The sequence below is a fragment of the Hafnia alvei genome (genome assembly GCF_034424155.1).
GTDB classification, from domain to species: Bacteria; Pseudomonadota; Gammaproteobacteria; order Enterobacterales; family Enterobacteriaceae; genus Hafnia; species Hafnia alvei.
On the sequence record NZ_CP139992.1, the window covers coordinates 4,714,579 to 4,728,715 of the forward strand.

14 protein-coding genes are annotated in these 14,137 nt (G+C 49.4%); 5 read left to right on the plus strand and 9 right to left on the minus strand.

What is annotated here, in order from left to right; all coding sequences use genetic code 11:
* Positions 1-432 precede the first annotated feature (432 nt).
* The 3 genes from U0008_RS21760 (at position 433) to U0008_RS21770 (ending at position 2,870) form a co-directional block, all read left to right on the plus strand.
* Positions 433-1,266, plus strand: a complete 834-nt coding sequence (locus U0008_RS21760) for an ABC transporter substrate-binding protein (protein ID WP_025797372.1) — start codon at positions 433-435, stop codon at positions 1,264-1,266.
* 127 nt (positions 1,267-1,393) lie between these two features.
* The gene (locus U0008_RS21765) at positions 1,394-2,134 is read left to right on the plus strand and encodes an amino acid ABC transporter permease (RefSeq protein ID WP_043489959.1); all 741 of its coding nucleotides are present in this window, start codon (positions 1,394-1,396) and stop codon (positions 2,132-2,134) included.
* A 1-nt stretch (position 2,135) separates the two neighbouring features.
* Positions 2,136-2,870, plus strand: coding sequence for an amino acid ABC transporter permease (locus U0008_RS21770; protein WP_043489962.1), 735 nt, complete (start codon positions 2,136-2,138; stop codon positions 2,868-2,870).
* A gap of 2 nt (positions 2,871-2,872) precedes the next feature.
* Here the strand turns inward: U0008_RS21770 and yieH are convergent, their stop codons facing one another.
* Together yieH and adeD are read right to left on the minus strand one after the other, a co-directional pair.
* On the minus strand, positions 2,873-3,538 hold the full coding sequence (gene yieH / locus U0008_RS21775) for a 6-phosphogluconate phosphatase (protein WP_043489964.1): 666 nt from the start codon (positions 3,536-3,538) through the stop codon (positions 2,873-2,875).
* Between the two features lie 71 nt (positions 3,539-3,609).
* Positions 3,610-5,385, minus strand: coding sequence for an adenine deaminase (gene adeD, locus U0008_RS21780; RefSeq protein WP_043489966.1), 1,776 nt, complete (start codon positions 5,383-5,385; stop codon positions 3,610-3,612).
* 219 nt (positions 5,386-5,604) lie between these two features.
* Between adeD and U0008_RS21785 the strand changes: the two genes are divergently transcribed.
* A complete protein-coding gene (locus U0008_RS21785) occupies positions 5,605-6,942 on the plus strand; it encodes an NCS2 family permease (protein WP_025797361.1) in 1,338 nt (445 codons plus the stop codon).
* Between the two features lie 128 nt (positions 6,943-7,070).
* On the opposite strand, the gene U0008_RS21790 is transcribed toward U0008_RS21785, so the two are convergent.
* Positions 7,071-7,637 (minus strand): NADPH-dependent FMN reductase, encoded by a 567-nt coding sequence (locus U0008_RS21790; protein ID WP_043489969.1) that lies wholly within the window; start codon positions 7,635-7,637, stop codon positions 7,071-7,073.
* A 99-nt stretch (positions 7,638-7,736) separates the two neighbouring features.
* Entirely contained in the window at positions 7,737-8,471 is a 735-nt protein-coding gene (locus U0008_RS21795) for a 4'-phosphopantetheinyl transferase family protein (RefSeq protein ID WP_025797358.1), read from the minus strand.
* Positions 8,472-8,896: 425 nt separating this feature from the next.
* Between U0008_RS21795 and U0008_RS21800 the strand changes: the two genes are divergently transcribed.
* Positions 8,897-9,445 carry a TVP38/TMEM64 family protein gene (locus U0008_RS21800; protein WP_227660053.1) on the plus strand — a complete coding sequence of 183 codons (549 nt, stop codon included), beginning with the start codon at positions 8,897-8,899 and terminating at the stop codon, positions 9,443-9,445.
* A gap of 34 nt (positions 9,446-9,479) precedes the next feature.
* Here the strand turns inward: U0008_RS21800 and mnmE are convergent, their stop codons facing one another.
* From mnmE to rpmH, 5 genes are all read right to left on the minus strand, one after another.
* Positions 9,480-10,844 (minus strand): tRNA uridine-5-carboxymethylaminomethyl(34) synthesis GTPase MnmE, encoded by a 1,365-nt coding sequence (gene mnmE, locus U0008_RS21805; protein WP_025797354.1) that lies wholly within the window; start codon positions 10,842-10,844, stop codon positions 9,480-9,482.
* Between the two features lie 146 nt (positions 10,845-10,990).
* Complete coding sequence (yidC, locus tag U0008_RS21810; RefSeq protein ID WP_043489972.1) at positions 10,991-12,625, minus strand: membrane protein insertase YidC; 1,635 nt, start codon at positions 12,623-12,625, stop codon at positions 10,991-10,993.
* A gap of 1 nt (position 12,626) precedes the next feature.
* Positions 12,627-12,884: a membrane protein insertion efficiency factor YidD gene (yidD, locus tag U0008_RS21815; protein ID WP_008815724.1), complete on the minus strand. Its 258-nt coding sequence runs from the start codon at positions 12,882-12,884 to the stop codon at positions 12,627-12,629.
* Positions 12,848-13,207, minus strand: coding sequence for a ribonuclease P protein component (gene rnpA, locus U0008_RS21820; RefSeq protein ID WP_004093963.1), 360 nt, complete (start codon positions 13,205-13,207; stop codon positions 12,848-12,850). Before rnpA ends, yidD begins: the two co-directional genes overlap by 37 nt.
* Positions 13,208-13,222: 15 nt before the next feature.
* Complete coding sequence (gene rpmH / locus U0008_RS21825; RefSeq protein WP_025797346.1) at positions 13,223-13,363, minus strand: 50S ribosomal protein L34; 141 nt, start codon at positions 13,361-13,363, stop codon at positions 13,223-13,225.
* Positions 13,364-14,137: the final 774 nt, after the last annotated feature.

The window sequence follows — 14,137 nt, forward strand, 5'->3', positions numbered from 1 at the left end:
ATTGAAAAAACAAAAAGACAAAAACTTCTTTTGTCTTTTACGTGTTAGATGAAATGCATTTTAGAGCCGCCAGCAGGGATGCTGGTGGCAGGTCGAGGGCGTACAGGATGTACGCTCCGAGACCGGTCGGGCAAACGGCGCGGTAAAAAGCGCGTGAGTTGAGAGTCCCCGCGCAACGGGACTCTCATCGGACGCCTACGTCAGTGGCTTCATGGAAGTACTCATGCTGGCTGGCGGACGAAACCTTTCACTGTTCCATCATAGACGGCCTCTTAACCAGACTAAAACCTCACCCTCTTACAACAAATTCATCTATCCATATCCTCTAATAGTATTTCCAGTTCTATGTGGGTTAAGCGTAATTTAATCCTGTCGCTAAAAATAAAGCCGCAAAAACATACTTCTGGGCACAATACCTTTAGGAGCTTTTCCATGAAGCAACGCGTTCTCGTTCTGTCCTTGTTAGCCAGCCTTTCCGCTGTTTCTGGTTTGGCTCATGCCGATAAACTCGATGATATTCAAAAGGCTGGCGTTGTGCGTATCGCCGTTTTTGATAGCAATCCGCCGTTTGGTTATGTCGATCCACAAACCAAAAAGCTGGTGGGTTATGACGTAGACGTTGCCGATGCCATCGGTAAAGCGTTGGGCGTGAAAGTTGAACTGCGTGCTACCAACCCTGCTAACCGAATTCCACTATTAGCGTCTAAAAAAGTCGATTTGATCGCAGCGAACTTCACCATTACGCCAGAGCGCGCCAAAGAGGTGAATTTCAGCGTGCCGTATTTCCGTACTGGGCAAAAATTCATTGCCCACAAAGGCGTGTTGAAACAGCCTGACGATATTGCCAAGCTGCGTATCGGCGCTGATAAAGGCACCGTGCAGGAAATTACGCTACGCGATAAATATCCAACCGCTAAAGTGATCTCCTACGATGACACGCCGCTGGCATTTGCCGCACTGAGAAACGGCAACGTTCAGGCGATTACCCAAGACGATGCCAAACTGGTTGGGCTGCTAGCCAATGTACCGGAAGCAGCAAAAGCTGATTTTGAAATCTCACCTTTCAGCATCACCAAAGAGTATCAAGGCATTGGTTTGCCAAAAGGCGAAGATCGTCTGACGACTAAAGTGAATACCGTGTTGGAAGGTCTGGAGAAAGATGGTCAGGCTGAGAAAATTTACGATCGCTGGTTTGGCCCAGAAACAAAATCTGCCCAGCCACGTGGTGATTTTAAAATTGGCCCTGTTGATATCAGCAAGTCCTAATCCATTCTGAATAAGTGCGGCCGCGCTGCTGTGTCTAGGCGTGGTCGCATTTCCCGTATGACTTGGAATAGCCGTTATCGAGGCGGTTATTCCAAGTGGTTTGGGAATATCGCGATCGGTGAGCATGATGAACGGACAATCTTTTTACGATGTAATTCTGGCACCACAGTATCTGCATTGGCTGTGGTCTGGGTTTCTGATTACGCTGGTTATATCTGCGTGTACGGTCGTTCTTGCTACCTTGCTTGGCCTGATATTAGCGGCGTTGCGTGATAGTCCACTGCGCTGGCTGAGTTTGCCCGTTGTGGCCTACAGCTCGGTTTTTCGCAACACGCCGCTGCTGGTTCAGCTCTTTTTCTGGTACTTCGGTGCGGGACAACTTCTACCGTCCGTTGTGATGCAGTGGCTAAATACGCCGCATGAATGGGTGATTGGTGGATGGACTCTCGCATGGCCGTCGTTTGAGTTTTTGGCCGGTTTAGTTGGCCTGACGCTGTATTCCGCAGCGTTTATTTCTGAAGAGATCCGCGCAGGAATTCGCGGTGTGGCAAGCGGGCAAAAACAGGCCTCGCAGGCGCTAGGACTTAGCCTTTGGCAGAGCATGCGTTATGTCGTACTGCCGCAGGCGGTGAAGATTGCTATGCCACCGCTATTAGGGCAGTACATGAATATCATCAAGAACTCTTCATTAACCATGGCCATCGGTGTGGCGGAGCTTTCGTATGCTTCACGGCAGGTTGAGACCGAAACGCTAAAAACATTCCAAGCGTTTGGCGTTGCGACCCTACTGTACGTCTTAATTATTGCGCTGATGGAAGGTTGGGGCATGTGGTACCAGCAGCGTCGCCGGATGCAGGAGCGCTATTAGAATGGATTTCACCGTTATTCACGATAACCTCAGCTATCTGCTGTGGGGGCAGTTTCCCGATGGTCCCTTAGGGGGCGCTGCGTTAACGCTGGTAATGAGCCTGATTGCCGGGCTGATTTCTGCCGTGTTGGGCACGCTGTTGGGGATTTGCTTGGCGATGTCGCGGGGTTGGCTGGGCGCGACCTTGGCGACGGTGCTGGGATTTTTCCGCGCTATTCCGGTTATCATGCTGATCTTCTGGACTTACTTCCTTCTCCCGATCGTCTTTGGCGTTGATATCCCCGAGATCACCACGGTGGTTTGCGCGTTAGCATTGATCGCATCAGCCTATTTGGCTCATGCCGTTGCGGCTGGGATACACGCTGTAGGGCGTGGACAATGGCAGGCAGGGCTTTCTCTGGGGTTAAATCGCTGGCAGGTTTTGGGGAATGTGGTGTTGCCTCAGGCGCTGCGAATGATGGTGCCATCGTTTATTAATCAGTGGATTTCATTAATTAAGGATACTTCGCTGGCGTATATCGTGGGCGTGAGTGAACTAACGTTCCTAGCCACGCAGGTTAACAATCGCAGCATGGTGTATCCGATGGAAGTGTTTATGTTTGTAGCGGGTGTCTATTTCGTGATGTGTCTTGCGCTGGATGTGGCTGCCAACCAGCTGAGTCGGCGTTTTACGTCGCAAAATATCGTAGTAAAACGCCGCTGGTGGCAGTTGAAACCTGCGTTACCGGCAAGCTAAAACTATTTGGTCAATGACCAACCACGTTCACGCCATAACTCTGGCAGCAGGCTGAGATCGTCAAAAGAGGTCACCAGTGGATGCTCAATCACTGGATTATGGGCGTCGCCGCAGTAGTAGAACACCGGAATACCGGCAGCGATACCCGATTGCACGCCTGATGGTGAATCATCCACTAAAATACACTCTTTAATATCGACGCCCATCTCTTTGGCTGCGTGGAACATCAGGTCAGGGTCGGGCTTCCAGCTCTGAATATCGTAGCCGCTGTAGAGTCGGTCACCAAAATAGTCCAGCATTCCCGTTGAGCCCAATGAGTTCTGCATTTTGCTGACCGGTCCATTGGACGTGGTGCACATCGGCACTGTTATCTGTGACAGCAACGATTCTGCATGGGGAATCGGCTTCAACTCAGTGGTAAAGAGGCGAGCGACTTCGTCGCGGTAAATTTGCTCCATTTCATCACGATCGGACTCGAAAGCATGTTCTTGTTTGATGCGCTCGATGATCTCGTAGAGCTTAACGCCTTTGAATTCCTTGAAAACGCGATCCAATGACAGATGTACACCGTAATGGGCGAACATATGAACGTAAGCTTTGCTGCACAGATATTCGCTATCAACCAGCGTGCCGTCACAGTCGAAGAAAATACAATTGATAGATGTCATTGGGCTTCCTTGTTTTTCATGGCAAGCGGCAGCCTAGCGCTGCCGTCGTCAGAGATAAACCAGTGCCCAGTTTAATCGCTTAAGACAGAAAAGCGAGTCTCAGTAAATGCGAAGCGATCGACGTCAAACAACCCTAAGCTGGTTAATTTCAGTGAAGGAATGACCGGCAAAGATAAAAACGCCATCTGAATAAACGGCTCATTTAGCGTCACGCCACAGCGGCGGCAGGCATTTTTCAGATGGGTGATATCGTCAGCGATCTCTGCTGCCGGTTTGTCACTCATCAAGCCTGCAATAGGCAGCGAAAGGTGACTTTTTACCTCGCCCTCATCGGCGACGCATAAGCCGCCACCTTGTGAAATCAACTGGTTAACGGCGATAGCCATATCGCGAGCATGATGACCGATCACCACGATGTTGTGGCTATCATGGCTTACGGTTGCCGCCATGGCTCCGCGTTTAAGGCCAAAGTTTTGTAGCAAACCTAAGGCGGGCGGTTTTTGATGACCGTAGCGTTCCATGACCGCAATTTTGCAGACATCATCGTGATCGAAACGCTCGCCCTGCCAAATAACGGGCAGTTCGCAGGTAATCAGTTCATTTGGGATCACCTGTATTGCCCGATAGCGTTCCCCGATGTCCAATGGAAGCGTAAGCGCAGATTCATCAACCGGCGTGCGTTGAATTGTATTTTGTGTCGGTGGCTGAGTTTGCTGGTAACGCTGTTCGCTCGTTGCGGTGAATTGTTGGGCATCAACCCGTTTTCCTCCAGCAATCACCTGCTGAATTTCAACCTGCTGCACATCATTGAGTAAAACGATATCCGCTCTTTTGCCTGGAGCAATAAGCCCCAGACGTTTTAAGCCGAAATGCCGTGCCGGAGACCAGCTTGCGACGCGATAGGCAACATGAGCCGGTATGTTGTGCTGATTGATTAGGCGATGAATGAGGGCGTTGATATGGCCTTCATGCGCAATCTCCCACGGGTTGCGATCGTCAGTACAGAGCATGCATTGTGGGCTACTAAATTCAGTAATCAGCGGCGCTAGCGTATCTAGATTGCGTGCAGCGGAGCCCTCTCGCATCATGAGCGCCATCCCCAGAGACAGTTTTTCGCGCCCTTCTTGTAGCATGAGTGTTTCGTGGCAGTTTTCTACGCCAGCCGCCAAATATCCGTTTAGATCTTTGCCGCTTAACATGGGGCTGTGGCCATCAAGGGTTAAATGGCGAAAGGCATCCAGCTTGTCCATGATGTCGCTGTCCCCAGCAATCACGCCGGGGAAGTTCATCATTTCCGCCAACCCAAGGACATGCGAGTGATCGCGGTATTTCAGCATTTCATCTAAGGGAAACTCGGCTCCGTTGATGTCGCTACCGGCTAGGGCGGGCACGCATGAGCTAATTTGCACGAACTGATTTTGTTGCGCCTGCTCCGCACAGCGCAAAAACCATTCCAACCCTTGTTTACCCATCACGTTCACAATCTCGTGCGGGTCGCAGACGATGCTGGTCACGCCCAATGGTAACGTTGCGCTTTCAAACGTTATTGGCGTCATCATGCTAGATTCAATATGCAGGTGGGAATCAATAAATCCCGGTACTGCAATAGCATTATTGGCGTCAATTCTGCGATGAGCTACAGCACCGGCATAGGCAGGACCGACGCCCGCAATATTTGCACCACAAATGACAATAGGGCCCAGCAGTTCGCCACCGTTTATCAGATCGAGGATACGAACATTGTCAATAATGCAGTCAGCTGCCTCATCGCCGCGTGAAACGGCCAGAAGGCGGATCATTTCTTCACGCGAAAGCGATTGCGTATGCTTATTATTTATCCCTTCCATGTTAATTTACGCTCCTTAAAATTGTTTTTATCATATTGATATTAATATTTTTTTATCTATATAAACGCATTATATGAGAGCCTAAATAGGTCTACGTGACACCGCTCACTAAAATGACGAGTAAAAAAACATCTAGAAATCTGTGTGACGGGGATCATTATTTAGCGCTTTTGGTATAGGATACTCTCCCAAAGCCAATATCCATCCGGATTTAATAGAATGAATAATTCAACTTCAAACTCTGCTCAAGGGCAGGGGCTGTTTGAGCGTGTCTTCAAATTGCAGGAGCATGGCACCACCGCAAGGACTGAGGTGATCGCCGGTATCACCACGTTTTTGACCATGGTGTATATCGTTTTCGTCAACCCGCAAATCCTCGGCGCTGCAGGTATGGATACACAGGCTGTATTCGTTACCACCTGTCTGATCGCTGCTTTCGGTAGTATTTTCATGGGGCTGCTGGCTAACTTACCGGTCGCGCTGGCTCCTGCTATGGGGCTGAATGCCTTCTTTGCCTTTGTTGTTGTTGGCGCTATGGGGCTGACATGGCAGGTTGGTATGGGCGCTATTTTCTGGGGTGCCGTTGGCCTATTGTTGCTGACCATCTTCCGCATCCGTTACTGGATGATTGCGAATATCCCGATGAGCCTGCGCGTGGGTATCACCAGCGGTATTGGTTTGTTTATCGCGATGATGGGTCTGAAAAATGCCGGAATCGTTGTGCCAAACAAAGATACGTTGGTTGCGGTTGGAAACCTGACCTCGCATAGCGTTCTGCTGGGCGCTTTGGGTTTCTTTATCATCGCGATTTTGTCCTCTCGTAGCTTCCATGCCGCCGTATTGGTTTCCATCGTGGTGACCACGCTTATCGGTTGGGCACTGGGTGATGTGCAGTATTCCGGTTTGTTCTCCATGCCGCCGAATATTACCAGCGTCGTGGGTCAGGTTGATTTATCTGGCGCGTTAAATATTGGTCTGGCGGGCGTGATTTTCTCCTTCATGCTGGTAAACCTGTTCGACTCTTCTGGCACATTGATTGGTGTAACTGATAAAGCTGGGCTGGCGGATAAGAGCGGTAAATTCCCACGCATGAAACAGGCGCTGTATGTCGATAGCATCAGCTCTGTTGTTGGTTCTTTCATTGGTACGTCTTCGGTGACGGCCTATATCGAGAGTACCTCAGGTGTTTCCGTGGGGGGCCGTACAGGCTTAACTGCGGTAGTCGTCGGCATTCTGTTCCTGCTGGTGATTTTCCTTTCGCCGCTGGCGGGAATGGTTCCTGCTTATGCTGCGGCAGGCGCGCTGATTTATGTGGGCGTATTGATGACGTCTAGTCTGTCTCGCGTGAAGTGGGATGATTTGACTGAAGCTGTACCGGCGTTTATCACTGCGGTCATGATGCCGTTTAGCTTCTCGATCACGGAAGGTATCGCGCTTGGCTTTATCTCTTATTGCATCATGAAGTTAGGCACCGGCCGCTGGCGTGAAATTAGCCCATGCGTAGTGATTGTGGCGCTGCTGTTTGTGCTGAAGATTGTATTTGTTGATGCGCATTAATCGCGCTTGAAGTAAGCCCCTTAGAATATCCCGTTTGCTGGGATTAGCCTCTCCCTGAGAAGAGAGAGGCTGGGAAGGGGCTTTTTAGTTCTGCTTACCCATTCACTTTTCTATCAATCACTTCTCTATCAACCGACGCGGCGCACATAATCTGCAAATGCAGACAGCTGTTTGCCTAAGAACTCAATGGTTGACGTATCCGTTAACGTGCCCTTCTGCTCATCCACTTTGTTCTGGATCACGCCACCCATAAACTCAGGTTTGTTCATCACCTGACAGTCTAAGAACACCAAAATCTGGCGCAGATGGTATTGGCAGCGCGCACCGCCAACCGGGCCCATTGAGCTGGTTTGGATCGCCACAGGCTTTCCAGCTAACGGCTGATTTGGCAGACGAGAGATCCAATCGATAGCGTTTTTCAGACCACCTGGAACAGAATAGTTATATTCAGGGGTGACGATGATAACGCCATCAGCCTGACGAATTTGCTCGGCAATCGCCTCAATTTGAGCAGGGAAGCCTTCATCCTGTTGGCGATCTGCGTCATAGAGAGGGATATCGCGAATGGATGGTAATGCTTCAATGGTTACGCCTTCAGGCGCTAAGCCCGGTAGCGCATTGGCGACGATCCCATTGTAGGAACCTTTACGTAGGCTACCGAGTAAAGTGACAATTTTCAGTGGTTTATCTGACATAAGTTCTCCATTTCTTGATGTAATATAACCGGATATGTAGAACTCATCTTAGATCAATAATCAATCATAGAGTAGATAAGTTGTTATCAGACTTATCATTTAAGCCGTTTGTATTGGCGTGTTGCTGGTAAAGCGCAAATAGGATGCGGACTCTTTTAACTCAGCCTGCTTCTCTGCGGTGATATTGACCAGCTGGTTTTCTTCTTGATCCATCAACCAATAATTAAGCTGTCCCAACGTGGGTGATTTACTGCATGCCCACGCGATCTCGCCTTGTATCGCGCTAATGGTTTCGACCTGCGGTGTGACCGTTGAGCGCAGTTTTCCTGCGCCCGGTAAAAGGCGTAGCGTTTGCAAACCGCTGGTACCCAGCCCTGAGATCTTAAGAACCGATTCACGGATAGCCCAAAGCTGAGTTGTTGCTTCCAAGCGATCGGCTTGCCCATCGATCCAAATTTTTTCGCCGCTGGTAATATACTGTTGCTGAAGATGAATAAAGCCGCCCTGACGCGCTCGGATAATTTCGACGTCCATACCGACTTTCCCGTTGGTGCCAAGCATCAATGCGATGACGCTACCCGCGTACCCCAAGCTAAAGTCGGGAAGTGTTGGATCAACAAAGCACGGCCTTCCGCTGGGTGCAACGGCCAAGCGCGGTAATTTTTCATAGCCATAAAGCTGAAACATGAGTTCTGCAAGCAATGCTCGGCCATGCAAAAAACGTTCACGGCGTTTGGGCGAGTAGTGAAGCGAGGTGGTGATCAAATCGTCGGTGAGACGATGCACGTTTAAAGCTTGGTTGGATAGATACCACCAAGCAAAATGATTATCCATAGTCGCTCCCTGATTTACGGATGAATTGGTGGATATACCCGTGATATTTCAAGCCGCATTTTTATTGGCTGCGTGACTTGTCGCCTCAGTGCAGCTCGAATTATTTAGGGTATATACGTAACGTACTAACTATAGCGTAAGCTTTTTTTGCTCATGAGATTATTTATCTTCGTCGAATATTTAGTAACTCGATTTTGTATGAACTGTGCAACAGCGCACTGATTTCGCTGATAAATTTAACGCAGACTATGACCTTAAACGATTATATGTAGGTAAATATCAAGTAGAACAAGGGGTTGGAATGGTGATGCAAAAGAAGTCTTAAACGAGGGATTGGCCTGCTGGTTTTGCTGGCTCTGATTATCCTTCTACATAACAGCCCCCTAGCTGACGTGTTAACGCACGTTGAGGCGTTACAACAGTGGGTGAGTTCGCATGGCTGGTGGGGCGTTTTGGCTTATATTCTCTTGTTTGTTATCACTTCACTCTTCCTATTCCCTGGAAGCGTGTTAGTCATCGCCGGAGGTGTCGTTTTCGGGGTGTTTTACGGAACGATCATCTCATTATTTGCCGCTACTCTGGCTTCTTCGCTCTCATTTTTAGTCGCCAGATATTTAGGCCGTGCTTGGCTATTACACCGCTTTGGTGGAAATCAAAAATTTGAGCAGATTGAGCGAGGCATTCAGCGCTATGGCGTGGATTTTTTGATTTTTACCCGCTTGATTCCGCTTTTTCCCTACAATATTCAAAACTATGCCTATGGGTTAACGGCGATATCTTTTTGGCGCTACAGCGTCGTTTCCTGTTTAACCATTCTGCCGGGAACGTTCATATTCACGTTTATGGCCAGTGAACTGGCTGAAAATGGGATTACGCTAAATGTAACGCTAAAACTCGTCTTGTGCGGCCTACTGTTGTTTGTTTTGACACAGATAACCCGTAGGGTTTTCAGTAAGCGGTTTGCGAAAAAATAAAACCCGCCAATGGCGGGTTTTTGAACAGAAGTGATCACTTACCAATGCAGAAACTAGAGAAAATGCGGCCCAGCAAATCATCTGAGGTGAACTCGCCGGTAATCTCACTGAGCGCCTGCTGAGCAAGACGCAGCTCTTCAGCCAGTAATTCACCTGCATAAGCACTTACAAGCTGTTCCTTGCCCTGCTCAAGGTGTTCTGCGGCGGTTTCAAGCGCCTGAAGGTGACGGCGACGAGCTAAGAAGCCACCTTCCATGTTGCTGGTAAAGCCCATGCTCTGCTTGAGATGGTCGCGCAGGACATCGATGCCTTCACCGGTTCGTGCAGAGAGCCTAATAAGTGAGTAACCATTTACTTCGCTGAGCCCCAGAGCTTCTCCGGTCATATCGGCTTTGTTGCGAACAACGGTGATTGGCAACGTTTTTGGCAAACGAGCCATAAACTCAGGCCAGATGCTGGCAGGTTCAATCGCGTCAGTTGTGGTGCCATCAACCATGAATAGTACGCGGTCGGCCTGTTCGATCTCATTCCATGCACGTTCGATACCGATGCGTTCAACTTCATCGCTGGCTTCGCGCAAGCCTGCGGTATCAATGATGTGTAGCGGCATGCCGTCAATATGAATGTGTTCACGTAGGACGTCACGCGTGGTACCCGCGATGTCGGTGACGATAGCAGCTTCGCGTCCCGCCAGTGCGTTTAGCAGGCTGGATTTACCGGCGTTTGGGCGGCCAGCGATCACCACCTTCATCCCTTCACGCAGCAAACTTCCCTGACGCGCTTCGGCACGCACGGCCTGCAGCTCTCCCATAACGCCGTTTAACTGCGCTTCAATTTTACCGTCTGAGAGAAAATCGATCTCTTCATCGGGGAAGTCGATAGCGGCTTCAACAAAGATACGCAGATGAGTTAGCGCTTCTACCAGCTGATTAACGCGATTGGAAAATGCGCCTTGAAGTGAATTTACCGCCGAGCGGGCAGCCTGTTCGGAGCTAGCATCGATGAGGTCGGCAATGGCTTCGGCCTGCGCTAAATCGAGTTTGTCATTGAGAAATGCGCGCTCAGAGAACTCTCCCGGGCGGGCAATGCGAACTTCTGGCATCTGTAGAATGCGTTTTAGTAGCAGATCGAGGATAACGGGGCCACCATGGCCTTGCAGTTCAAGAACGTCTTCACCGGTGAAAGAGTTTGGCCCGGGGAAGTACAACGCGATCCCCTGATCCAGCACGCTGCCATCGGTATCTTTAAACGGTAGATAATCTGCATAGCGTGGCTTAGGTAATTTACCCAGCAATGCCATAGCGACTTCTTTAGCCTGACGTCCTGATACGCGCAGAATGCCTACGCCGCCGCGTCCCGGAGGGGTTGCTTGGGCAACGATGGTGTCGGATTGGCTCATAGTCATACTCTCTCGTTACTAAATTGAAATACGTACCCACCATAGACCTTCATGCTGAGACGACGATAGGTCAATGAGGTCATAAAACAGGGCATAAAAAAAGGCGGTCAATTGACCGCCTTACTCAACTCATATCATCGCGTGGATTATGATTTTTTCTTGTCGCGGCTGTGTAGGCCACGTTTCTCAAGACCACGGTAGATCAGCTGTTGCTGGAGGATGGTCACCAGGTTGCTGACGATATAGTACAGCACCAGACCTGATGGGAACCACAAGAAGAACACCGTGAAGATGACCGGCATAAAGGTCATGATCTTCTGCTGCATCGGGTCAGTTACTGTGGTTGGCGACATCTTCTGAATGAAGAACATCGTGATACCCATCAGAATTGGCAAGATGTAGTACGGGTCTTGTGCGGCTAAGTCATGGATCCACAGTGCGAACGGCGCTTGACGCAGTTCCACCGAGCCCATCAGCATGTAATACAGTGCCAGGAAGATAGGCATCTGAATCACTAGCGGGAGACAACCACCCAGCGGGTTAACTTTCTCTGACTTGTACAGCGCCATCATTTCTTGGCTCATGCGCTGTTTGTCGTCACCAATACGCTCACGCATTGCGGCCAGTTTCGGCTGCAGCATGCGCATTTTCGCCATGGAGGTGTACTGCGCTTTAGTCAGCGGGTACATGATGCCACGAACGATGAAGGTGATAACGATAATCGAGAAGCCCCAGTTACCGATAAAGCTGTGGATGAACTGCAGTAGCTTAAACAGTGGCTGAGAAATGAACCACAACCATCCGTAGTCTACGGTCAAGTCCAAGTGTGGTGCCACGGCAGCCATATCACTCTGGATTTCAGGACCAACCCACAGGGTTGCGTTCAAGTTTTTCTCAGTACCCGGAGCAACAACGACAGGCTCGGCTTTAAAGCCAATCGTCGAGAGTCCGTTACCCAGATTAGCGGTATAGAACTGGTTGGTACCGTTTGTCTCTGGGATCCATGCGGTTGCAAAGTACTGTTGCAACATGGCAACCCAACCGCCTTTAGTGGTGATATTCAGCGGGTCTTTATCAAACGCGTACTTCTGATATTTATCATCGCTTGAAGAGTATGCCGCACCACGGAAGGTGTGCAGAGCAAAGTTGCTGCTGCCGGTATCTTTGTGTTTTGGCAGGTCAATAGACTGCTTCAACTGACCGAACAGAGTCAGATCCAACGGCTGTGCGCTGGCGTTCTTAACTTTGTAGTCCACGCCAATGGCGTAGTCACCGCGTTTAAGAACGAAGGTCTTGGTATAGACCACGCCGTCTTTCGCCGTGTACGTCAAAGGAATACGCAGCTCGTCCTGACCATTGACCAGTTCGAAGCTGGTTTGATCGGCGGCGTACAGAGGACGGTCACCGTTAGCTGGATTGTCTGGACCATTTTTACCTGTCAGGCCGCTTTGAGCCTGATAGATGAAGTTTGGTGTAGTTTCTAACAGCTGGAAAGGCTGGTCAGAACCTAAAGTAGCTGGATACGCCAACAGGTTAGCCTGTTCGATATCACCACCACGGGTGTTAATGGTCAAAGACAGCACATCAGTCTTAACCGTAATCAGTTTACCCTGGCCACTTTCTGGCACAGCCTGGCTAGATGCATCGGCTGTCGTGGTGTTCGCGGTCTGTCCTGCGGTCTGAGCGGTTGGCTGAGGATTGTTATCCGTTTGCCATGCTTGCCAGATCATGAAAGACACGAACAGCAGAGCGATGAGGAGTAGATTGCGTTGCGAATCCATCTTAATGTTCTCTGTTATCGTCAGTTTTCGGCGGCACGGGATCATCACCACCTGGGTTCAATGGGTGGCATTTTAATACGCGTTTCAGTGTCAACCAACTGCCTTTTATCATCCCAAACCTGCTCAATGCCTCAATTCCGTACTGTGAGCAGGTTGGTCTGAAACGACAATGCGGTCCGAGCAGCGGACTAATGAAAAGCTGATACCCGCGTATCAGCTTTATTAGGATACGCGAGCTTGCCGACAATGACGACGCCATAACTTTTCCAAAATCTCTGTCAGCGCCCGATTATCGAGCTCCTGAACCCCTTTTTTAGCAATTACCACAAAATCCATGGCAGGCAGCGAATGTTGGCTTAAACGGAAGCTCTCACGCGTTAGACGTTTGATCCGGTTACGCTCATGCGCACGCTTGACATATTTTTTGGCGACTGTAAGACCGATGCGGGGATGCCCCAGCGTGTTCATACGGCCGAGTATGGTAATTTGAGGAGTGCCGGCTCGTTGCGGTTGCTGGAAGACGAAATTGAAATGATTGGGAGTTAACAAACGTAACTCCCTAGGAAATGCTAGCTTAACCACAGAGGGTTAGCTTTATTACTTAGAAACGGTCAGACGAGTACGGCCTTTCGCACGACGGCGGGCCAGAACCAGACGACCATTTTTGGTTGCCATACGAGCACGGAAACCGTGTGAACGGTTACGTTTCAATACGGACGGTTGGAAAGTGCGTTTCATAGCGATTTCTACCTAAACTTAAATAATTACTGATCAGTAAACGCGTTTGGCTACTCGGCGTGAGAACGACCGACGCCTCAATCGCATATATAAAGAGGCGGGATTGTAATAATTGTACAGTCCTGAGTCAATTCTCATCGCAAGATAGCTCAACCGAATTTCACTAACGTGAGCCTCAATCACCGTCGCATCCCTAAATAGTCCCTAAGAGATACATAGGTTTGAGGCCTGTAAAAGTGACGAAAAAAAATCACTAAACAGAACTCAGGCGCAACGCGTGGGTGGGAAATTATACGGACTCCCTATCAAAGCGCAAGGATCTAACCAAGATCCTTCTGGATAAAGTGTAGATCCGTGATGATTTTATCACCCGCAAAATCTGAAAATAGTGGATCTGTGGGCTGTTTAACGCTGGACAAATCGCTTAAAAGCTTAAACTCCCTTTCTGAATGTTGCCTGTGGATAAAAACGATCTAATCTGTGCAGAAGGGGAGGATCTTCTGTGCGATTTAGGCTATGATCCGCCATTCCGATTGCGATCCAGATCTCTGGTGCATTGGAGATAATGAAATTTAATACATCGCATTTAAAAGCGATTCGTATGTGATGGTTTGCTTGTGGGTAACCTGTTTATGATCTTTTCATTTATTAAGATCTCAGCATCTTTTGTGCGGAACAGTGCCTTGACGAGGTTCAAACGATCACGTGCGTCAAAAAAAGTCAGTCTAAGTATCCTATTCATTTCTTTTTGATCTTGTTCGAGTGGAGTCCGCC